The organism is Mesorhizobium sp. CA12, assembly GCF_020165255.1.
Classification (GTDB): domain Bacteria; phylum Pseudomonadota; class Alphaproteobacteria; order Rhizobiales; family Rhizobiaceae; genus Mesorhizobium.
The window spans coordinates 83,462-105,520 of record NZ_JAIUHT010000007.1; the positions used below are offsets into that span (position 1 = coordinate 83,462).

18 protein-coding genes are annotated in these 22,059 nt (G+C 64.6%); 11 read left to right on the forward strand and 7 right to left on the reverse strand.

The annotated features are described in order from the left end of the window. Positions 1–96 precede the first annotated feature (96 nt). Together LB520_RS13770 and LB520_RS13775 are read left to right on the forward strand one after the other, a co-directional pair. Positions 97–897 carry a class II glutamine amidotransferase gene (locus LB520_RS13770; RefSeq protein ID WP_224637854.1) on the forward strand — a complete coding sequence of 267 codons (801 nt, stop codon included), beginning with the start codon at positions 97–99 and terminating at the stop codon, positions 895–897. A 126-nt stretch (positions 898–1,023) separates the two neighbouring features. Further along, entirely contained in the window at positions 1,024–2,397 is a 1,374-nt protein-coding gene (locus LB520_RS13775; protein ID WP_224637855.1) for an amidase, read from the forward strand. On the opposite strand, the gene LB520_RS13780 is transcribed toward LB520_RS13775, so the two are convergent. Further along, positions 2,391–3,464, reverse strand: coding sequence for an NAD(P)/FAD-dependent oxidoreductase (locus tag LB520_RS13780; RefSeq protein ID WP_224637856.1), 1,074 nt, complete (start codon positions 3,462–3,464; stop codon positions 2,391–2,393). The genes LB520_RS13775 and LB520_RS13780 overlap by 7 nt on opposite strands. A 64-nt stretch (positions 3,465–3,528) precedes the next feature. Next, positions 3,529–5,343 (reverse strand): winged helix-turn-helix domain-containing protein, encoded by a 1,815-nt coding sequence (locus LB520_RS13785; protein WP_224637857.1) that lies wholly within the window; start codon positions 5,341–5,343, stop codon positions 3,529–3,531. 203 nt (positions 5,344–5,546) lie between these two features. On the opposite strand from LB520_RS13785, the gene LB520_RS13790 reads away from it, so the two are divergent. The 4 genes from LB520_RS13790 (at position 5,547) to LB520_RS13805 (ending at position 8,398) form a co-directional block, all read left to right on the forward strand. Continuing rightward, positions 5,547–5,828 carry a DUF4242 domain-containing protein gene (locus tag LB520_RS13790; protein ID WP_140843940.1) on the forward strand — a complete coding sequence of 94 codons (282 nt, stop codon included), beginning with the start codon at positions 5,547–5,549 and terminating at the stop codon, positions 5,826–5,828. Between the two features lie 15 nt (positions 5,829–5,843). After that, positions 5,844–6,359: a hypothetical protein gene (locus LB520_RS13795; RefSeq protein WP_224603185.1), complete on the forward strand. Its 516-nt coding sequence runs from the start codon at positions 5,844–5,846 to the stop codon at positions 6,357–6,359. A 71-nt stretch (positions 6,360–6,430) separates the two neighbouring features. Continuing rightward, positions 6,431–6,682 (forward strand): DUF1127 domain-containing protein, encoded by a 252-nt coding sequence (locus tag LB520_RS13800; protein WP_181174834.1) that lies wholly within the window; start codon positions 6,431–6,433, stop codon positions 6,680–6,682. Between the two features lie 123 nt (positions 6,683–6,805). Then, positions 6,806–8,398, forward strand: coding sequence for a peptide chain release factor 3 (locus LB520_RS13805; RefSeq protein ID WP_140843934.1), 1,593 nt, complete (start codon positions 6,806–6,808; stop codon positions 8,396–8,398). 169 nt (positions 8,399–8,567) lie between these two features. On the opposite strand, the gene LB520_RS13810 is transcribed toward LB520_RS13805, so the two are convergent. Next, entirely contained in the window at positions 8,568–9,035 is a 468-nt protein-coding gene (locus LB520_RS13810; RefSeq protein WP_224637858.1) for a VOC family protein, read from the reverse strand. A gap of 271 nt (positions 9,036–9,306) precedes the next feature. Between LB520_RS13810 and ilvD the strand changes: the two genes are divergently transcribed. Next, positions 9,307–11,151, forward strand: a complete 1,845-nt coding sequence (ilvD, locus tag LB520_RS13815) for a dihydroxy-acid dehydratase (RefSeq protein WP_224637859.1) — start codon at positions 9,307–9,309, stop codon at positions 11,149–11,151. 195 nt (positions 11,152–11,346) lie between these two features. On the opposite strand, the gene LB520_RS13820 is transcribed toward ilvD, so the two are convergent. Beyond that, entirely contained in the window at positions 11,347–13,101 is a 1,755-nt protein-coding gene (locus LB520_RS13820) for an ABC transporter ATP-binding protein (protein ID WP_224637860.1), read from the reverse strand. Positions 13,102–13,276: 175 nt separating this feature from the next. Here LB520_RS13820 and LB520_RS13825 point away from each other — a divergent pair, with 175 nt between their 5' ends. Both LB520_RS13825 and LB520_RS13830 read left to right on the forward strand, forming a co-directional pair. Next, on the forward strand, positions 13,277–14,557 hold the full coding sequence (locus LB520_RS13825) for an amidohydrolase family protein (protein ID WP_224637861.1): 1,281 nt from the start codon (positions 13,277–13,279) through the stop codon (positions 14,555–14,557). A gap of 354 nt (positions 14,558–14,911) precedes the next feature. After that, entirely contained in the window at positions 14,912–15,832 is a 921-nt protein-coding gene (locus LB520_RS13830; protein ID WP_224637862.1) for a DMT family transporter, read from the forward strand. Between the two features lie 83 nt (positions 15,833–15,915). Here LB520_RS13830 and LB520_RS13835 read toward each other — a convergent pair whose 3' ends face one another. Further along, positions 15,916–16,818 (reverse strand): phosphotransferase family protein, encoded by a 903-nt coding sequence (locus tag LB520_RS13835; RefSeq protein WP_224637863.1) that lies wholly within the window; start codon positions 16,816–16,818, stop codon positions 15,916–15,918. A gap of 96 nt (positions 16,819–16,914) precedes the next feature. On the opposite strand from LB520_RS13835, the gene LB520_RS13840 reads away from it, so the two are divergent. Further along, positions 16,915–17,547, forward strand: a complete 633-nt coding sequence (locus tag LB520_RS13840) for a class I SAM-dependent DNA methyltransferase (protein WP_224603175.1) — start codon at positions 16,915–16,917, stop codon at positions 17,545–17,547. Positions 17,548–17,558: 11 nt separating this feature from the next. Here the strand turns inward: LB520_RS13840 and LB520_RS13845 are convergent, their stop codons facing one another. Together LB520_RS13845 and LB520_RS13850 are read right to left on the reverse strand one after the other, a co-directional pair. Beyond that, positions 17,559–20,012 (reverse strand): FAD-dependent oxidoreductase, encoded by a 2,454-nt coding sequence (locus LB520_RS13845; protein ID WP_224603173.1) that lies wholly within the window; start codon positions 20,010–20,012, stop codon positions 17,559–17,561. Beyond that, the gene (locus tag LB520_RS13850; protein ID WP_224603171.1) at positions 20,009–20,893 is read right to left on the reverse strand and encodes a phosphotransferase; all 885 of its coding nucleotides are present in this window, start codon (positions 20,891–20,893) and stop codon (positions 20,009–20,011) included. The genes LB520_RS13845 and LB520_RS13850 overlap by 4 nt, the downstream gene beginning before the upstream one ends. 387 nt (positions 20,894–21,280) lie before the next feature. On the opposite strand from LB520_RS13850, the gene LB520_RS13855 reads away from it, so the two are divergent. Continuing rightward, complete coding sequence (locus tag LB520_RS13855) at positions 21,281–22,045, forward strand: DeoR/GlpR family DNA-binding transcription regulator (protein ID WP_224602645.1); 765 nt, start codon at positions 21,281–21,283, stop codon at positions 22,043–22,045. Positions 22,046–22,059: the final 14 nt, after the last annotated feature.

Below are 22,059 nucleotides of genomic sequence, written 5' to 3' on the forward strand. Positions count from 1 at the left end.
CGTAAGGACGCCCAGGCTCCCTCCTGTCATCCGTGGCGCTCGGCGGGCCGCGAATGCATTCGCGTGCCCGGAAACGCATCGACAGAGGATCAAACAATGTGCAGGTGGGCAGCCTATCTCGGCGACGCGATCTTCCTCGAGGACGTCATCGCCGCACCCTCCCATTCCCTGATCGTTCAGAGCCATGGCGCGAAGGAGGCGAAATCGCCGACCAATGCCGACGGCTTCGGCGTAGCCTGGTACGGTGACCGGCCGGAACCCGGCCTTTACCGCGATGTCCTGCCGGCCTGCTCCGATACCAATCTCAGGAGCCTTGGACGCCAGATAAAATCCGGCCTGTTCCTGGCCCATGTGCGCGCCTCGACAGGCGGCGTCACCAGCCGCGCGAACTGCCATCCCTTCGTTTCGGGCCGCTGGTCGTTCATGCATAACGGCCAGATCGGCGGCTTCGAGAAGATCCGTCGCGCGCTCGAGAATTCCCTCTCCGATACGTTGTTCGACCAGATCGAAGGCAGCACGGATTCCGAACTGTTCTTTCAGCTTATGATCGGCGAAGGCTTGGCGCAGGACCCGCAAGGCGCGGTGTCGCGCGCCACCAGTCGCGTCCTTGAGGCTGCGCGCGGTGCCGGCATCGAACCGTCGCTGAAGCTGACGGCTGCGTTCAGCGACGGTCGGGCGCTTCACGCCGTTCGCTACGCCACCGACGAGCATGCTCCGACGCTTTATACCGGCGCCTTCGCCAAGGGAGTAGGTCGCTGCATCGTTTCCGAGCCGTTCGATCGCGACGGCCGGACCTGGCACGAGATTCCACAGTCGAGTTTCGTCACCATGACCCGCGACAGCACCAGCATCAAGCCTTTCGCGCCGGCGGCCATCCAGTTGGCTCTGGCAGGGTGAGGGAAATCGGCACTTGGCGCAATTTCGATCAAGCGCTCGCGAGCTTCGGATGCTGAATTCGGCTTGAAGCCGCGCCCTCATCCGCCATGTTCAAGGCGAAGCGCGGCAAGCAGCCGGAGTGTGCACATGGATATCGGGTTTTCCTCGACTGCCGAGCTCGCGGCAGCCATTGCCCAGCGAAAAATTTCGGCGATCGAGGCGCTCGATGCGCAGCTTGCCCAGATCGACCGGCACAATGGGGCGGTCAACGCTGTCGTCATCTTCGATCGCGAACAGGCGCGGGCACGTGCCCTGCTGGCCGATGCGGCAACGGCGCGCGGCGACACGCTCGGTCCGCTGCATGGGGTGCCGTTCACGCTGAAGGATGCGCACGAGACGGCGGGCATGAGGACCACCGTCGGCTTTCCACCCTTCGCCGACTACGCGGCCAATCAGGACAGCCCTGTGGTTGAAAGGCTTAAAGCAGCCGGCGCCATACTGGTCGGCAAGTCCAATGTCCCCACTATGCTGGGCGACTGGCAGTCCGACAATCCGCTGTTCGGGCGCACGTCCAATCCGTGGGATCCGTCGCGCACGGCCGGCGGCTCAAGCGGTGGCGCGGCCGCGGCAGTCGCCACAGGCATGACTCCGTTCGAAGTCGGCACCGACATGCAGGATTCCATACGCTTGCCCGCTGCTTTCTGCGGCGTCTATGGCCTGAAGCCAACTGAACATCGCGTGTCGCTGGCCGGCGCCTTTCCCAATCCCGGCGGCATGCCGCGTAGCGTGCGGCTGATGTCATGTGTTGGCCCGCTTGCTCGCAACATCGAGGATCTGGCGCTGATCTATCGGATCATTGCGGGACCGGACCGCGCGGACACCGACCTGGCGCCCGTGCCGGTTGAGCCGATGCCGAAACTCGAACTCAAGTCGTTGCGCATCGCCGTGGCCGAATCTTTCCCGGGCTTCCCGGTTGCCGCCGAAATCCGTGCCGCCGTCGAAAGCCTGGCCGCGAAGCTGGCCTCGGCGGGCGCGGTTGTGGAGAACGCGAAATTGCCGAAGCTCGACTTGCACGACGATTTGTCCGAAGGCGGTGCATTGATCGGCATGATGTTGGAAGCCGCGCAGCCGGAATCGCCGGAGCAGCCGACGCCGGTGTCGCGCTGGTTCGCCGCGCTTGCCCGCCGCGACCGGTCGATCCTTGCCTGGGAGCGGTTCTTTGACAGCTGCGATGCCTTGCTCTGCCCGGTGGCCATGACCACGGCCTTCCCGCACTGCAAGCCGGGCAGTCCGCTCAAGATCGATGGCAAGGAAGAGAGCTACTGGATGCTGCCGGCCTATGGCGCGGTGTTCAATTATTCCAGCCATCCGGCGCTCGCGTTCCCTTGTGGGCAGGACCGCGACGGCTTGCCGATCGGCCTTCAATTGGTTGGCAGGAAATGGTCGGAAGCGCGGCTGCTCGGCATTGCAGCCGCGATTGCGTCGCTCACCGGCGGGTTTCACCGGCCTCCTGGCTACTGAGCGAAACGCGACAGCGCGTAGGGTTCAAGCAACGCATCGCGCTCGTCGTCGAGGATTTCGCCGGCCGCAAACAGGCCTATCGCCGGCGCCAGGGTGATGCCGGAATGGGTGACGGCGACGTAAAGGCCGCCGATGCCTTCCGCGCGGCTGACGATCGGGAAACCGTCGACCGGCGTCGGACGGTAGCCGATCGTGTGGAAGTCGAATTCCAGCCCGTTGGCGTCGCGCAGCATCGCTTTCGTCGCGGCGAACAGCGCGTGCGCGGCAGCCTCTGGATTCTCCCCCGGATCGCCGCCGCCGAAATCCGAGCCCGCGATGATGCGGCCCTCGGCGGTCTGGCGCATATGCAGTCTGTCAGCCAGCACCAGCCCGTTGAGCAGCTTTGAGTGCGGTCGCGAATGCACGATCAGGCCGGGCGGGGTCTCGATCGGCAGCTTGATGCCTGCCGTCGCGGCGATCGCCGGAGCGCCAGCGCCTGCCGCAATCACCACCTCGTCGGCGGCGATGATCTCGCCCGAAGCGACGACGCCCGTAACCTTGCCGTTGACCAGAGCCAGCCTGTCGACGCTTCCCTTGAGGATCCGCGCGCCGCGCCGTTCGGCATCGGCCAGCAGCGCCTTCGTGGTCTCCACAGGCTCGGCCACGCCTTCCTGCGCGACATAAAGTGCAAACTCGGGAAGCTCCGCCAAATTGGGCTCGATGCGCGCCGCCTGTTCGCGCCCGACCCGCTCGATGCCGTAGCCCCAGGACGAATGCTCGACCGCATAGGCTTCGAGCCTGTCCGCGGGCAGGTCGAAGCACAGGCCGCCGCACCAGGCGAGCGGCAGGCCCGGCACGTCCTTCGCCAGCCGCTTCCATTCGGCCATGGCGCGGATGCGCAGCCGGAAATAGGTTTCCGGATTGCCCCAGCTGGCATTGATCCAGGCAAAGGAATTCGGCGTGGCGACACCGCCGGCGCGGCTTTCCGAAACCACCGTCACCCGTGCGCCGGCCCGCGTCAGATGCCAAGCGATCGAGGCGCCGATAATGCCGGCGCCGATGACGATGACTTGCTTTGCGCTGCTCATGCCGGACCTTTGAGAGAGAGATTTCCCTCTCATGCCACCGCGCCGGCCAGACCTCAAGTGAGAGCTAGACGCTGCCCACCGCTACCCCCTGCGCCCCGGCAATCAGGCCCTTCAGCTCGTCGCAGCGCCGCATGAGCCGTGAAGAGTCGACTTTCTTCGCAATCGCCAGCGCGGTGCCGAGCTCCAGCTCAGCGCCGGAACGATCGCCCATCCTGATGAGCAGCGCCGCGAGCGACAGCCGGGCGTCAGCGACATTGATCGGCGAGCCGATCTCGTTCCAGTGCGAGCATGCGATCTGCAGCTCCCGGGCAGCCTCGGCGGGACGCTCTTCCTGCATGAAAAGCTCCGCTTTGGCTTCCGCGGTCAGCGCTTGGATGGAGGCCATCGGCCAGCGCTGCGGCTGGGTGTCCAATTCGGCGATCACCTCCTTCGCCCGCTCGCGCCGATTGGTCCGCGCCGCCACCTTGGCGAGCGTGGCGAGGACCATGCCTCGCCGCAGCAAGGTCGGCCAGCCATTGCCCACCAGGGAACGTTCGAGAGCGCTGAAAGCGGCCTCCGCCTGCCCTTGCTCCAGTTGCAGCAGCGCAAGTCCGGGCTGCGGATCCCAGCCTGCTGCGTGCGATGCGCGGTAGGCCGTTTCGGCTTCCGTGAATTCTCCGGCCGCCAGGTGAATGTCGCCCAGCACGCGCAAAGCATCGCCGGTCGCCCATGGCGCGTCGCGTGCGAGCTGGTCGAGTGCCGCGCGCACAAGCGCTTCCGCCTCCTTCAGCGTGCCATGAACGCCGAGCACTTCGGCGCGATGCAGCCGGCACGAGCCCGAAAGGTCTTCCAGCCCGTGTCCCCTGCACCAATCTTCGTAGCCGAGCGTCCATTGGTTGGCGCGCGACCAGTCGCCGAAATTCCGGCAGGCCCACAGAATGTTGCAATAGAGGATCCCGCCGACGACCGGGTCGACATCGCTGGACAGGCCGAGCGCGGCGGCAAGGTCCTGATCCTCCTGCCCGGCTTTGGTTTCACCGAGACACAGCTTGAAGAAGCCGCGATAGATAAGGCCGAGCGACTCCACCACCGGATCGTCGAGGTGCCTGCCGACCGCGAAGGCCTGTTCAGCCAGCGCAAGCGCCTGTTCCGGCTCGGCTTCCGCGCCCATGATGCGCGCCCCCATCCAGCACCAGAGACCGTGCTCCCTGCTGTCGGAAGCGGTATCGATCAACTGCGCGGCGCGCTTGTGCCAGCCCTTGGCGACGGCAAGCTCGCCTCTCTCGAGGTGGATCCTGGCGAGGGTGATTGCGGGGGAAGCCGCGCGCAGTCGCTCGCCGGCCACGCCGTAAGCCGTCACCGCGCGCGCCAGAAGCGGAATGGCTTCGGCCGGCCGGCCCATGCATTCCAGCGCCAGCGCCCATTCCTCGAGATCGGCCGTCAGCAGCTCGTCGGCGGCATCCGCTTGCGTGAAAGAGGCCGCTGCGTCATGCCATTTCCTCGCTGCAACGGCAGCCCGCGCCGACAGAATTGGCAGGCCGGGGATCGAGGGCCTGCCGCCCGCATCGGCCGCCGCCGGCCTGGTTTGCAAGGCGGCCGGCTGATCGAGGCAAATCCGGTAGCCGAAGCGGGGCAGGTTGCGCAGCGCCGTCTCCATGCCGCCCTGGCGAAGGATGCCGCGGGCAAGGCTCGCCACGCGCTGCAGCGAAGCCTCGGTCACGGTCACGTCGGGCCACAGCGTCTCAAGCAATTCGTCCTTGCTCAAGGCGCGCTCCTGATGGCGCAGCAGAACGGCGAAGAAATCGAAGACCAGAGGCTGCACCTCGATCTCGCTTCCGGCGAGGCGAAGGGCGCGGGACTCCTCATTGAGTTCGAAGTCGCCGAAGCAATAAATTCCCATCGGCAGCAATCCCTGTAACGGCAATAGGCAAAGGATCAGAATAAGATAAGGGTGGCGTAAGGACTGTTGGCCGCCGCTTTCGTAATTCTCCGTCTGCCTGGCGGGCCAAGCTGCAGTTTAGCTCAGCGGCCCCCGGGATGTCACGGGCACCGACCTGGTCGGGCGCCCGGTGGCATTTGAACCCAGATCAAGGAGATTATGATATGCACAAATACATCATCGAACGCGAGATTCCCAAGGTCGGCACCTTCGAGCGCGAGCAGCTTCGCGATGCGTCCAAGGCCTCGAATGCCGTTCTGGCCGAGCTTGGCCCCGACATCCAGTGGGTCGAATCCTTCGTGGCGGACGACAAGACCTTTTGCGTCTATCTCGCCAAGGACGAGGCGATCATCCAGCGTCATGCCAAGATGAGCGGCTTCCCGGCAACGAAGATCACGCAGGTCAAGCGCCTGTTCGATCCGACGACGGCTTACGCCGCAGCCTGACGGGGAGGATCGATCGTGAAGCGCTTTGCCGAAATTGTCCTTGCCGTCGGCGCCTCCGCGCTGTTTTGCGGCACCGCGGTCGCCCACGACATGCCCGATCCGGTGCTCAACCGGTCTCGGGAGATGGCGGCCAGGTATCTCGACATCGAGGTCGCCAAGGCGGACGGCTATCGGCAGCTGTTCGAATGCACGACGCATGACCAGCACGGAACGATGGGCGTCCATTTCATCCATCCCGAGCGGGCCGGCGACGGCAGGCTCGTGCTCGGCGAGCCGGACGTGCTGACCTACGAGCCAGAGGCCGATGGCTCGATGCAGCTCGTCGGCATGGAATACATCGTCTTCGAAAAGGACTGGAAGGGCAAAGGCGTACCCGAATTCCTCGGCCGCACCCTGCAGCGCAAGACGACGGTGGGAGTCCATCCGGTGGACCCGTATTACGAGCTCCATGTCTGGCACTGGCGGCACAACCCGGCCGGCATGTTCGCCGACTGGAACCCTTATGTGAGCTGCGAGCACGACCGGTCCTGACACGCGCAGCGTCTTCGGGAGGGCCTGCACGGCCCTCCCGATCCTTTCGTTCAAACAAAAGGAAGATGATCATGCCATCCCTTCGCATGGGAATGAAGCCCGTCGCCCGCTCATCCGTTAACGGGCGTTTCTTCGCGACAGCCGTCGAAATATGCCGTTCCGGCCTGCGCGTCCTCGCGCGGATGGTCCGCATTCGCAGAGATCGCGCCTGGCTGGACGAGTTGCCGGACTACCTGTTGCGCGACATCGGTATCAAACGCTTGGAAATATCGTCGGTCACCAGATACGGCGGCAAGACCGATCGCGACGGAATGTGGAATTGAGGACCAAGGTCTTTTGCCGACGGCACGTCTCTCTGCTGCGCCGGTCGAACCGGTCTGTCCAAAACCGTCGACAGGCTGGCAATGCGCTGCTAGAAGCCCGCGCCACAGACAGGATTCCAAAAATTGGCAGAAGACATCGAACAGGCGGTATCGCGCCGCCGCACCTTCGCGATCATCGCGCACCCTGACGCCGGCAAGACCACGCTCACCGAAAAGCTGCTGCTGTTCGGCGGCGCCATCCAGCTCGCCGGCGAGGTCAAGGCCAAGAAGGACCGCATCCAGACGCGGTCCGACTGGATGAAGATCGAGCGCGAGCGCGGCATCTCGGTCGTTACCTCGGTGATGACCTTCGAATATGACGACAACGTCTTCAACCTGCTCGACACGCCCGGCCACGAGGATTTCGCCGACGACACTTATCGCACGCTGTCGGCGGTGGATTCCGCGGTCATGGTCATCGACGCCGCCAAGGGCATCGAGCCGCGCACGCTGAAATTGTTCGAGGTCTGCCGGCTGCGCGACATTCCGATCATAACCTTCGTCAACAAGATGGACCGCGAGAGCCGCGATCCATTCGAGATCCTCGACGAGATCGAGCAGAAGCTGGCGCTGGACACCGCGCCCGTCACCTGGCCGATCGGCCGTGGCAGGACCTTTTCCGGCACCTACCACCTGGCGCTGAACGCGGTGCGCAAGGGCGACGCGGAAAAGGAGCGCACGCCGGTCAACGGGCCCGATTCCAACCGCGTCGCCGGCCTTTTGCCCGAAAACGAGCGCGAAGCCTTCATCGAGGAACTGGAACTCGCGCGGGAGGCTTGTCGCCCGCTCGACGTGGAAGCCTTTCGCGAAGGCCACCTGACGCCGGTCTATTTCGGCTCGGCGTTGCGCAATTACGGCGTGCGCGACCTGATCGAGGCGCTCGGCGCCTACGGCCCGCCGCCGCGCGCCCAGGAAGCCGACGAGCGAACGGTCGAGGCGACGGAGGAGAAGATGACCTCCTTCGTCTTCAAGATCCAGGCCAACATGGATCCGAACCACCGCGACCGCATCGCCTTCGTGCGCGTCTGCTCGGGCAAGCTTGAGCGCGGCATGAAGGCCAAGCTGGTGCGCACCGGCAAGCCGATGAGCCTGTCGGCGCCGCAGTTCTTCTTCGCCCGCACCCGCGTCACCGCCGACGAGGCCTTCGCCGGCGACGTCGTCGGCATCCCCAACCACGGCACCCTGCGCATCGGCGACACGCTGACCGAAGGCGAGGAGATCCTGTTCCGCGGCGTGCCGAACTTCGCGCCCGAAATCCTGCGCCGCGTGCGCCTCGGCGACGCCATGAAGGCCAAGAAGCTGAAGGAAGCGCTGCACCAGATGGCCGAGGAAGGCGTCGTGCAGCTGTTCTCGCCCGAGGACGGCTCGCCGGCGATCGTCGGCGTCGTCGGCGCGCTGCAGCTCGACGTTCTGAAGGAACGGCTGAACATCGAATACACGCTGCCGGTTGATTTCGAGATGTCGCGTTTCTCGATCTGCCGCTGGATCTCGGCCGACGACAAGGCGGAAGTCCAGCGTTTCATCGAGGCGCATCGGGGCGACATCGCCCGCGACCTCGACAACGATCCGGTCTTTCTCGCCCAGCACGCCTTCTCGCTGAACTACGAAGCCGAGCGTTGGAAAGCGATCCGCTTCACCGCGGTCAAGGATTACCAGGTGCGCGACAAAGCGGCGTGAGTGTTTTTCCCTTCCCCCCTTGTGGGGGAAGGTGGCCTCGCGAAGCGAGGTCGGATGAGGGGTGTTCCAGGGAAAGCCAACGCATCACTCCGCTGGAACACCCCTCATCCGTCTCGGCGCTGCGCGCCGATCCACCTTCTCCCACAACAAGGGGAGAAGGAAAAAGTGCTCACCCCTTCGCCGCTTCCCCGATCTTGGCGATGTCGATCTTGCCCATCTGCATCATCGCGGACATCACGCGGCCGGCTTTCTCGCGGTCCGGATCCTGAAGCAGCCGCGGCAGTTGCTCCGGCACGACCTGCCAGGAAACGCCGAACTTGTCCTTCAGCCAGCTGCAGCGTCCCGGTTCGCCGCCTTCGGTGAGCCTGGTCCAGAAATGATCCACCTCTTCCTGCGTCTTGCAGTCGATCGACAGCGAGATCGCTTCGGTGAACTTGTATTGCGGCCCGCCGTTGAGGGCTTGGAATTGCACGCCGTCGAGCTCGAACGAGGCGACCAGCACCTGGCCTTCCTGGGGATGGCCCTTGGGCCAGCGCGTCACGCTCAGCACCTTCGAATTCTTGAAGATGGAGATGTAGTGGTTCATGGCCTCCTCGGCCTGATCGTCGAACCACAGGAAGGTGGTGATCTTCTGCATGCCTTGCTCCTCGGGCTTCATGTTGGCTTCGTCGTCAAACGGCTCGGTGGCGATTTCTTGCCAATTCGATGCCGTCTGCCTCAAGGACGCTTCAGCGAGGCGTCATCCGACAGCGACAGCAAAAATTTCCTGAAAAGCGCAAATTTGCCGAAGCATGCTGGCGCAGCGCAAAATGGTGGTCATGCCGGAACATGGCCGCTATAACCGCTGCCGACTAAATTCGAGCGCCGCCCGCCGCGCATCGGTGTGGCCAGCCAGCAAGGACAATCGAATGCCCGCCTATCGTTCCCGCACCACCACCCATGGCCGCAACATGGCCGGCGCTCGCGGCCTCTGGCGCGCCACCGGCATGAAGGATTCGGATTTCGGCAAGCCGATCATCGCGGTGGTCAATTCCTTCACCCAGTTCGTGCCGGGCCATGTCCATCTGAAGGATCTCGGCCAGCTCGTCGCGCGCGAGATCGAGAAGGCTGGCGGCGTCGCCAAGGAGTTCAATACCATCGCCGTCGACGACGGCATCGCGATGGGTCACGACGGCATGCTCTATTCGCTGCCGTCGCGCGAGCTGATCGCCGATTCCGTCGAATACATGGTCAACGCGCATTGCGCCGACGCCATGGTCTGCATCTCCAACTGCGACAAGATCACCCCCGGCATGCTGATGGCCTCGCTGCGCCTCAATATCCCGACCGTCTTCGTTTCCGGCGGTCCGATGGAGGCCGGCAAGGTGGTGCTGGCCGGCAAGGCGCAGGCGCTCGATCTGGTCGACGCCATGGTCGCGGCCGCCGACGACAAGATCTCCGATGAGGACGTCAAGGTCATCGAGCGCTCGGCCTGCCCGACCTGCGGCTCCTGCTCCGGCATGTTCACCGCCAATTCGATGAACTGCCTGACCGAGGCGCTGGGTCTGTCGCTGCCGGGTAACGGCTCGACCTTGGCCACCCATGCCGACCGCAAGCGCCTGTTCGTCGAGGCCGGCCATCTCGTCGTCGATCTCGCCCAGCGCTATTACGAGCAGGACGACGAAACGGCACTGCCGCGCAGCATCGCCTCCAAGGGCGCCTTCGAGAACGCCATGGCGCTGGATATCGCCATGGGTGGTTCGACCAACACGGTGCTGCATATCCTTGCCGCCGCGCATGAAGGCGAGGTCGACTTCACCATGGAGGACATCGACCGGCTGTCGCGCAAGGTGCCGGTGCTCTGCAAGGTGGCGCCGGCCAAGTCCGACGTGCACATGGAGGACGTCCACCGCGCCGGCGGCATCATGGCGATTCTCGGCCAGCTCGACCAGGCAGGCCTGATCAATCGCGACCTGCCGACGGTGCATACGGCGACCCTCGGCGAGGCCCTCGACCACTGGGATATTTCGCGCACCTCTGCCGAAAACGTCCGCGACTTCTTCCTCGCCGCTCCCGGCGGCGTGCCGACCCAGGTCGCCTTCAGCCAGGACCGCCGCTGGGACGAACTCGATCTCGACCGTGAGAAGGGCGTCATCCGCTCGGCCAGGACGCCGTTCTCGAAGGATGGCGGTCTTGCCGTTTTGAAGGGCAATCTGGCGCTCGACGGCTGCATCGTGAAGACTGCCGGCGTGGATGAGTCGATCCTGAAATTCACCGGCCCGGCCCGCGTCTTCGAAAGCCAGGACGCCTCGGTCAAGGCGATCCTCGGTAACGAGATCAAGGCCGGCGACATCGTCGTCATCCGCTACGAGGGACCGCGCGGCGGCCCCGGCATGCAGGAGATGCTCTACCCGACCAGCTACCTGAAGTCGAAGGGCCTCGGCAAAGCCTGCGCGCTGATCACCGACGGCCGCTTCTCCGGCGGCACGTCGGGCCTGTCCATTGGCCACGTCTCGCCGGAAGCCGCCGAAGGCGGCGCCATCGGCTTGGTCCAGGAAGGCGACACGATCGAGATCGACATACCCAACCGCACTATTCGCCTCGCTATCAGCGATGCCGAGCTCGAAATGCGCCGGGCTGCGATGAACGCCAAGGGCGCAGACGCCTGGAAGCCGGCCGAGAAGCGCAAGCGCAAGGTGACGACGGCATTGCGTGCCTATGCGGCTTTCGCCACCAGCGCCGACAAGGGCGCGGTCAGGAAGGTGCCGGAGTAGAGGGCGCATTTCCCCTTCTCCCCTTGTGGGAGAAGGTGTCGCCGAAGGCGACGGATGAGGGGTGCTCCAGCTTGGCGGCACCGCTTATCCAGTCAGAATTCGCCAACGTCTCACTCCGCTGGAACACCCCTCATCCGTCTCGGCGCTGCGCGCCGATCCACCTTCTCCCGCAAGGGGAGAAGGAGAGGCGCTGCGTCACGGCATCAGCTGATATTCATAAAGCTTCTGGTAGAGCCCGCCCTGCTTGAGCAGCGTCTTGTGCGGGCCGCTTTCCACCACCTTGCCCTTTTCCAGCACCACGATCGTGTCGGCCTGGTGCACGGTCGACAGCCGGTGCGCGATCACGATCGTCGTGCGCCCGACGGTAAGCTGCTGCAGCGCGTCCCGGAACAGCGCTTCCGATTCGGCATCGAGCGCGCTGGTCGCCTCGTCGAGCAGCAGGATCTCGGCGTTGCGCAGCATGGCGCGCGCGATCGAAATGCGCTGACGCTGGCCCCCGGACAATAGCGAGCCGTTCTCGCCGACCTCGGTGTCGTAGCCCTTGGGCATGGCGCTGATGAAGTCATGTGCGTTGGCGGCCTTGGCGGCGGCGACCACCTCATCGTCGGTCGCGTCCTCGCGGCCGAGGCGGATGTTGTGCATGACGGTGCCGGCAAACAGGAACGTGTCCTGGCTGACATAGGCGATCTTGCTTCTGAGCGAATCAAGCGTCGCGAACGAGATGTCCTGGCCGTCGAACATCACCTTGCCGGTCTGCGGATCATACATGCGCATGATCAGGTTCAGGATCGTCGACTTGCCGCTGCCCGACGGTCCGACCAGCGCCGTCATCTTGCCGGCGTCAAGCGTCAGGTTGAATCCTTCGAACACCGGTGGGCTTTCCGGATAGGCGAAGCTGACATTGTCGAAGCGGATTTCGCCGGGACCGGGTTGCAGCGGCGTGGCGCCGGGTTTCTCGGCCAGCGTCAGCGGCCGGTCGGCGAGCTGGAACATCATGCGCACGCCGACGATGCCCGTCTCCAGCGAGATGCGGACGCGGGCCAGGCGCTTTGCCGGCTCATAGGCCAGCAGCAGCGCGGCGATGAAGGCCATGATGTTGCCCGGCATCTGGCCGCCCTGCAGCACCAGCAGGCCGCTGACCAGCACGGCGCCGGCAATCGCCAGCCCGGCCAGCGTTTCCATCACCGGGCTGGTGGCGGCTTCCAGCGTGGCGATGTTGTTGGCACGGGTTTCGACGTCCGACACCGCCTTGTGCATGCGCTTGCGCATAGCGGCTTCGAGATTGAAGGATTTGACGACCCGCACACCGATCGCCGTCTCCTGCATCACATGCACGATCTGGCCGAGCGAGATGAATTCCATCGCCGCGATCTTGCGGACGCGTCTCAGGATGCGGTTGACGCCATAGATCGCCACCGGTCCGACGACGAAACAGATCAGCGACAGCGCCGGCTGTTGCCAGACCATGACCATCACCAGCACAACCAACGTCACCAGGTCGCGCACATAGGACGTGACGACGAGGTCGAGCACGCTGCGCGCCGCCTGCGCGTTGTTGGTCATGCGGGTGATCAGGTCGGAAGACGAGGTCGAATGGTAGAATTCGATGCCTTGCGCCAGGATACGGTCGTAGATCTTGCGCTGCCGGTCGGCAATGATGGCATTGCCGACGCGGCTCATGAAATAGGTCTGGACGAAAGTCGCGATGCCCTTGAGAACAAAGATCGCCGCCACACCCCCGGCAATCAGGTTGACGCGGTCTATCCGCTTATAGACCACGAACTCGTTGGTGATTTCGCGCAGGATCCAGGCGCTTGCCCCCGTCATGAGGGCGACCACCAGCATCGACAATATGGCCGCGCCATAGCCGAACTTATGGTCATGGAAGGATTCTCTTACCAGCCTCGCGATGAGGCGTTGGTTTTCCGTCGAGCGGAAGAAGCGAAACAACGGCCGATCCTATGGCTGGCTGTGAGAAATTCGGATTCGCCACAAGGGCGCGTGGCGGCTTATAGAGCGAGTTGAGGCCGGATGGAACCTTTCGCCGTCGAGGGAAAGAAAAGGCTGCGGCAGGCTGTCTTTTCGGTCACGATGGTTGCCGATTCCTGGAAAAGGGTGACGACAGATGGATTTCGACTTGATCGTGCGCGGCGGCACGCCGCCGGATGGCAGGGTTGCCGATATCGGCATTGCCGGCGAGACCATCGTCGCGATCGAACCAAAGCTCGAGGGTTCGGCGCCGGCCGAAATCAACGCAAGCGGCAATCTCGTCTCGCCGCCTTTCGTTGATCCGCATTTCCATATGGACGCCACGCTCTCCTACGGCATTCCGCGCATCAATGCGTCGGGCACGCTGCTCGAGGGCATCGCGCTCTGGGGCGAGCTGAAGCCGCTTTTGACGCATGAGGCCGTGCGCGAGCGCGCGCTCGCCTATTGCGACTGGGCCGTGTCGATGGGCCTGCTCGCGATCCGCAGCCATGTCGATGTCTGCGACGACCGGCTGCTCGCGGTCGAAGCCCTGCTCGACGTCAAGAAAACCGTCGCGCCTTATATCGACCTGCAACTGGTCGCGTTTCCGCAGGACGGCCTCTACCGCTCGCCGAATGCTCGTGAAAACACCATCCGCGCGCTCGACATGGGCGTCGACATCGTCGGCGGCATCCCGCATTTCGAGCGCACCATGGCCGAGGGGGCCCGCTCGGTGACGGAGCTTTGCGAGATCGCGGCCAAACGCGGCCTGATGGTCGACATGCATTGCGACGAGACCGACGATCCGCTGTCGCGCCATATCGAGCAGCTGGCCTATGAAACGCAGCGCCTTGGGTTGCAGGGCAGGGTGGCCGGCTCGCACCTCACATCGATGCATTCGATGGACAATTATTACGTCTCGAAGCTTTTGCCGCTCATCGCCGAGGCCGGTGTATCGGCAATCCCCAATCCGCTGATCAACATCATGCTGCAGGGGCGCCACGACACCTTCCCGAAGCGGCGCGGCCTGACCCGTGTCAAGGAGATGCAGGCGCTCGGCATCCGCGTCGGCTGGGGCCAGGATTGCGTGCTCGATCCCTGGTATTCGCTGGGCACCGCCGACATGCTCGACGTCGCCTTCATGGGCCTGCATGTCGCGCAGATGTCGAGCCCGGCCGACATGGCGCGCTGCTTCGACATGGTGACCAACGTCAACGCCGCCATCATGGGGCTCGATCATCTGGGCCTTGCCGTCGGCAAGCGGGCGAGCCTCGTTGTGCTCGATGCCGGCAATGCGATCGAGGCCGTTCGCCTGCGCCCCGAACGCCTCTGCGTCATCGCCAGGGGCAAGGTGGTGGCTGAGCGGACGAAGCAGGAAACGCGGCTGTCGATCGCGGGACGGCCAGCGCAGGTGAACCGGCGGCATAAGACAGCGTAGGTCTCGGCCCCGACCAGTCACTGGGCCGGCGAGGCAAGCATTAGGAGCGGTTCGCTATTGGCCGAAACGCTCGTCACTTCGTCATTCTATGGCGAAGCAAGGAGCGAAGCGACGCAGCGCAGACCATAGAATCCATTCCGTGACGTACGAGCTTTGCGGCGGTCCAGAATGGCCTCCGTCCTGCGCTGCCTTCGCTCTTCGCGCGAGGTCACGGAATGGATCCTCGGGTCTGCGCGTTCGCTTCGCTCCCGCTCCGCCCGTGGATGACGAAGTTCCAGCGCTTCGCCAGCCTCGATTTCCGCTGGTCTTACGGATTTCCCTCGTCAAATCGGCCGCTTGCGGCTAGGGAGCGGCATGGCTTCGCTCGCCCGCAATTTCACGATCAGAAACATGTTGCTCGCCGGCATCCTGTTGATGCTGGCCGGCGACTTCATGTTCGCGCTGAACGACGCGATGGGCAAATGGCTGGTCGCTTCCTTCTCGGTCGGACAAGTGGTGCTGATCCGCTCGATCGGCGCCTTCATCGTGCTCGGCCCGATGATCGCCAACCAGGGCACCGGCAAGCTGTTCCATATGGACCGGCCGCTGTTGCAGGTCCTGCGCGTCGTGGCCACCGCGACTGATACCGGGCTTTTCTACGCCGCGGTCGTCTACCTGCCGCTCGCCGACGTAATGAGCTTCTACATGGCCGGGCCGATCTATGTCGCGGCGCTGTCGCACTTGCTGCTCGGCGAAAAGGTCGGCTGGCGGCGCTGGCTGGCGATCCTGGTCGGCTTCTGCGGCGTGCTGATCATCCTCAAGCCGTCCTCGGCGGCCTTCTCGCTGTCATCGGCCTTCGCGCTGGTGGGCAGTATCGCCTTCGGCTTTGCCATCATCCTCGGCCGCCTCCTGCGCGGCACCAGCGACACGACTTTGGTGACCTGGCAGACGATCGGCACGCTGATTGTCGGCGGCCTGCTCACCATCGGCGCTTGGCGCACGCCCTCGGCGCTCGATTTCGGCGCCATGCTTCTGCTCGGCGTCGTCTCCTGCGCCGCGCATCTGATGATCACCAGGGCGCTGAAGCTGGCGCCGGCCTCGACGCTGGCGCCGCTGCACTACAGCCTGCTTCTGTGGGCGGTGGTCTTCGGACTGGCCTTCTTCGGCGACATGCCCAGCCCGCGCATTCTCGTCGGCGCCGCCATCGTCGTGCTTGCCGGCATGTTCATCTTCCATCGCCAGAAGGTGGTGGAGACCGAGGTGCCGCCGGAGAACGTGCCGAAGGGCGTGAATTAATGCATGTCGCGCAAAAGTGTGCAGCGGTTTTGCGATAACGACATGTATGAAAACAAAAGCTTGAAGGCTTGGCTTTCCGGTGCCTAACCCGCGCGCACGGCGGCGAGATGCCGCGAAAATTCCGCGGTCTCCATCAGCGCCTTGCAGCGGACAAAGCGACCGTCGGCATAGGCGCGGAAATCGTCGGCCGGATTGTCGTTGGCGAGCTGGATCAATCCCCAGAGCGTCCATAAAAGGTCGCACATCGCCTTGTAGATGACGATACGTCCGCGCGCCGCCGGCCTCGCCTCGCCGCCGAAATAGGCGCGCATCAGTTCCTCATCCTGGTCCGCATCGAACCTGCCCTCGACCGAAAGGTCGCCGAGGTCCCACAGCGGATCGTTCATGCCGGAATATTCCCAGTCGACGATCCACATTCGCTCGCCCGTATCGAGGAAATTTTCGCACAGCGGATCGCAGTGGCAGGCGGCGAGCGGGATGGCGTGCGCAGCAAGCGCGGCGCGCACCGCGCCTGCCTCGCGCACAACGTCGTGATAGCCGGCGGGCAGCGCCACGTCCTTCGTCGATAAGACCTTGAGATAGTCGTCGATCATCGCGAACAATTCGAAGCGGAAGGGGAACACCGCGCCCGAAGCATGCAGCTTGCGGAAGGCGTAGCCCGCTCGCGCGGGGCTGCCCGACCGCGCCTTGAATTTCTCCGGCGACATCGTCTCGGCACCGGCGATGAAGCGCGTCGCCATCAAGCCGGACGCAGGATCGGCATATAGCACCTCGGGACTGACGCCGGCCTTGGCCGCCTCGCGCGCCGCCACCGCCTCGTTGGCGCGGTTGATATATTCTTCCGTGCCCTTGCCGGGAATGCGCAGACACGCTTCGCCGGCCCGGTAGACCTTGTTGGTCAGGCCGGCCAAACGCTCCAGTGGCCCGTCATAGCCTGCCAGCGCCGGAATGGTGGCCAACGCGGCGCGCGCCTCGTCCATCGTCATCCCCTTTACCATCACACGATGTTTTACAGAGGAACGGTTCCACAGTTTTTGCCGCTTGGCTACCATTGCGGATACGAATCGGCGGCGGGAGCAGAAATGGCGGACGGCAAGCACAGCGGCTCGCTAAGCGCGGCCTACGCCGCGAAGCGGCCTGAGGAAGTGGCGGCGATCTATGACAGCTGGTCCGAGACCTATGATGCCGACATGTCGGCCGCCGGCTATCGCCACCCGACGATCTGCCTGGCGCTGCTTGCCAGGCACCTGCCGCGCGGCGCCGAACCCTTGCTCGATGCCGGCGCCGGCACTGGCCTGATCGGCGAATGGCTGGCCATCACCGGCTATCCGAAGGTCGAGGCGCTCGACATCTCGCAAGGCATGCTGGACAAGGCTGGCGCCAAGGGCGTCTACACGGCGCTGCATCGCCTGGCGATGGGCGACGCTTTGCCCTTCGCCGACGGCGTCTATGCCGGCATTGTTTCGGCGGGCGTCTTCACCTCCGGCCATGTCGGGGTTGAGGGACTGGACGAGTTGATCCGCATCTGCCGTCCAGGCGGGATCATCGTGCTGACCGTCAAGAACACGCTGTGGCAATCAGGCTTCGCCGAGCGCATTGCCGGACTTGAGGCTCAGGGCAGGTTGAAGCGCGTCGAGGAAACGGCGCCTTACGCCTCGATGCCGGGCGAGTCCGAGACCGTGCCGAGCAGGGGGCTTGTGCTGCGCGTCAGCTGACCGTCCCTCGATCAGGCCTTTATCCTTGCTCCGGCCGGATCGTACATCGCCTCGAGATGGATCTTTGCCGGCGTGCGCTCCATCGCCACGACAAGCTCATAGTCGCCCGAGGCCAGAAAATCGTCGCTGACGTCGTCGGCATTGCGCACATAGCCGTAGCCGATATTCTTGCCCACCGTGTAGCCGTAGCCGCCGCTGGTCAGGTAACCGACCGGGTCGCCATTGCGCAGGATCGTCTCGCGTCCGACCAGCACGATCTCCGGGTCGTCCACCGTGAAGCCGGCAAAGCGTTTCGTTGGCGGCTTGCCGGCTGCCTTCTCCAGCGCCCGGCGTCCGACGAAGTCGGTATTCTTGCGAAGCTTCACGGCCCAGCCGAGCCCCGCCTCCTGCGGCATATCGTTCGGCGTGATGTCGGAACCCCAGGCGCGATAGCCCTTCTCCAGTCGCAGCGATTCCAGCGCCCGGTAGCCGACCGGGCGAATGCCATGCGCCTTGCCCGCCGCCATCAGCGCATCGAAAACCTCGCCGGTGGCGGCGATCGGCACATGCAGCTCCCAGCCCAGTTCCCCGACATAGGTGACGCGCAGCGCCCTCACGCTATGGCCGGCAATCTGGATTTCGCGGGCATGGCCGAAGGGGAAGGCGGCGTTTGAGACATCGGCGTCCGTCACCGCCGTCAGCACGTCGCGGGCGCGGGGTCCCATCAGCGACAGCGTGCCGAAATCCTCCGTGACGTCGGTCAGTCTGGCATCCAGGCCGGGGCCGATATGGTCGCCGATCCAGGACAGGTCATGCGTGCGGAAGCCGGTGCCGGTGACGATGTAGAACCGGTCCTCGCCGAGCCGCGACACGGTGAGGTCCGCCTCGATGCCGCCGCGCGTGTTGAGAAGCTGCGTGTAGATCAATCGGCCGACCGGCTTGTCGACGTCGTTGGCGCAGATCCAGTCGAGCGCCTTCAGCGCATCGCTACCGGTCAGCTCGTATTTGGCGAAGGAGGACTGGTCGAAAATGCCGACCTTCTCGCGCACATGACGATGCTCGTCGCCGACCGGGCCGAACCAGTTCTGGCGGCCCATCGAATAGACGTCCTCGGCGGCCGCGCCATCCGGCGCAAACCAGTTCGGCCGCTCCCAGCCAAGCTTGGAGCCGAACACGGCGCGATGCATCTTCAGCAGCTCGTAGAGCGGCGAGACGATGCGCGGCCGCCCGGACAGATATTCCTCGTGCGGGAAGCCGATCGTGTAGTGCTTGCCATAGGCCTCCAGCGTGCGGTCGCGGACCCAGTCGCGGTCGCGGTGCAGGCCGGAGAAACGGCGGATGTCGACCACCCACAGGTCGAGCGGCGCCTCGCCGTCGGCCACCCATTGCGCCAGCACCCAGCCGGCGCCGCCGCCGGACGCTATGCCGAAGGCGTTGAAGCCGGCGCCGACGAACATGTTGGCGCATTCGGGCGCTGCGCCGAGGACAAAGTTGCCGTCCGGCGTGAAACTCTCCGAACCGTTGATCATTTGCTTGACGCCGGCGGTTTGTAGCGCCGGAACGCGCGCGATCGCCTGGGCCATGTGCTGCTCGAAATGATCGTAGTCGTCGTCGAACAGCCGGAACTCCCAGTCGTTCGGGACATCGCCGCCGGGAAGTCCGGTTGCCCAGGCCTGCGGATTGGGCTCGTAGCCGCCCATCACCAGCCCGCCGACCTCCTCCTTGAAATAGGTGCGACGGTCGGGGTCGCGGATTGTCGGCGCGTCGGTCGCAAGGCCCGCGATCTTCTCGGTGATGATGTACTGGTGCTTGACCGGCTGCAGCGGCACGTTGATGCCGGCCATCGCGCCGACCTGCCTTGCCCATTGTCCGGCGCAGTTCACCACCTTGTCGCAGGCGATGTCGCCCTGTGAAGTCTTCACCGCCGTGATGCGGCCGTCCTTCATCGTAAAGGCTGTGACGCGCACGCCCTCGAACAGTTTCGCGCCATGCATGCGCGCGCCCTTGGCGAGCGACTGGGCGATGTCTGAGGGGCTTGCCTGCCCGTCGGTCGGCAGCCAGGAAGCGCCGACAAGGTCGCTTGTCTCCATCAGCGGCCACATGCGCTTCACTTCCGCCGGCGACAGCAGCTGCATATCCATGCCGAAGCTTTTGGCCGTGGTCGCCAGCCGCTTGAACTCGGTCCAGCGGTCGGCATTCGTCGCCAGCCGCAGACATCCGGTCATCTTCCAGCCGGTCGCCAGGCCCGTCTCGGCCTCCAGCCCTTTGTAGAGCTCGACCGAATATTTGAGCACGCGCGTGATCGAGGCGGAGGAGCGCAGCTGCCCGACCAGGCCGGCGGCGTGCCAGGTCGAGCCCGAGGTCAGCTTGCCCTGCTCGAGCAGCACCACGTCCGCCCTATGGTCGCGCGCCAGGTGGTAGGCAGTGGAACAGCCGATGATGCCGCCGCCGATGACGACGATTTCGGCATGGCCGGGCAAGGTCATGATCTGGTTCCGTATTTCGTCCGGTAGTTGTCCAGCGCCGCGTCGAGCCGGACGAGGTTTTCCTCGCTATAGGCGACATAATCGATGCCGGGCGCGTTGAGATAGAGCTCGGACACCATGCTCCACATCGCTTCGCGCAGCAGCGAGGCGCATTGCATGGCGGCATGCGATCGGCGGATTTCGCCGTCCGGCTCCTTCATGAAATAGGCGGTCATGAAGGCGAAGGATTCGTCATCGCTCAGGCCGGCGTTCGAGGCGGCGCCGGCGAGGTCGAACATTGCCGTGTTGAAGCCGGCATACTCGAAGTCGATCAGCCACAGCCGCTTGCCGTCGTCGAGGATGTTAGCTGGCAAAAGGTCGTTATGGCCGAAGACGATCGGCAGCAGTTTTTGCGCCCGCTCGAGCTCGTCCGCCAGCGCCAGATAACGTGGCAGCTCGCTCTTCTTGCGGCTGCCGCCCTCGTCCAGCGTGCGCGCATAGTCGCGGATGACGTGGAACACCCAGAACATGAAACCGGCGCCGGAGACATGCTTCGGCATCTCGCGGTGAAAGCCGCGCAGCAGCGCGGCCACGCGGCCGAGATTGGCCCGCACATCCTCTCCCAGGAGGGTCTTGGCGCCGAGAAATTCCGTCACCAGGATGCCGGGCTCGGCATAATGCACGGCCGGCGCGAAGCCCGCCGCATGCGCCGCCCGTGCCGTCATCACCTCGCGTTCGCGAAAGACATGGTGGAAAGGGAAGTCCTGACCGAAGCGCACGACATGCCGCCCGGCCGCGTCGGTGACAACAAAATTGGCGTTGCTGAGGCCGCCCGGCAGCGGCTCGATCTCGATGCCGCCGTTCCAGCACGGCAAGGCGCGGATGCGGTCTTCGGCACTCACGGCTTCGCTCCGGCCCCAACCGGTCCCGCGGAAAACAAGGCTGGGAGAACATGAAAAAGCCTCGTCGGTGCGAGACGCCAGGATCGGTATCCCGCACCGCACCGACGAGCCCCTTGGCCAGGTATGATATCCCGGCATCCGCCCCCGCGGATTCGATAAAAGCTCGCGCCTGGCTGGTTCCAGGCGATCTGGTCACTAGGTTGCGGCTCTGCCATCACCCTCCCGCGGCAGTTCCGAGCCTGTCACAAGGTCAATGTCACGCCAGCGTGGCAGCGCTGTCAATCCAAAAGCTGTGACCTTTTTTGGGTGTTTTGCCCGAAAATATAAGCGACTCCTTTCAAAGCGTCGGCAAAGCCTTAAATTCGGTCAGAATTCCCGGACACACCGATGATCCATTCGAAACGGCACGGCGAAATCCTGCGGCTCCTCAGCGAGGAGGGCACGATCACCATAGCCAGCCTTGCCGAGCGGCTCGGCGTCTCGCTGGAAACCGTGCGGCGCGACGTCAAGCCGCTCGCCGATGACGGCTCGGTGCTGAAGATGCATGGTGCCGTTGGTCTTTCTTCGATGCTGGGCGAGGCGCCGTTCGAGCGGCGCATGCGCGAAAATGCCGAAGCCAAGCGCCTGATCGCCAGGATGGTCGCGGCTACGATCCGCGATGGCGAGGCGATCATGCTCGATACCGGCACGACCACCTCCTTCCTCGCGCGCGAGCTGCTCGGCCATCGCCGGCTGACGGTGGTCACTAATTCCTCCGACATTGCCCGCACGCTGGCGACGGTGAACGGCAACAAGGTCTATATGGCGGGTGGCGAGCTACGCAGCGATTCAGGCGCGGCTTTCGGCATTTCGGCGATCGAGTTCGTCAGTCGCTTTTCGGTCGATCATGCGGTGATCTCGATCGGAGCCGTCGATGCGGCCGCCGGCCTGACCGACTATGATCTGGACGAGGCGGAGTTCGCCCGCATGGTGCTGTCGCGCGGCCAGCGCTCGCTGGTCGTCACCGACCATTCCAAGTTCGGCCGCCAGGGACTGGTCCGGGTCTGCGGCTTCGACGGCTTTTCCGAGCTCGCCACCGACCAGCCGCCGCCGCGCGATATAGCCGCCGCGCTGAGCCAGGCCGGGGCCCGGGTCAGTATCGCCGCGGCCTGACGTCGCCCAAGGGA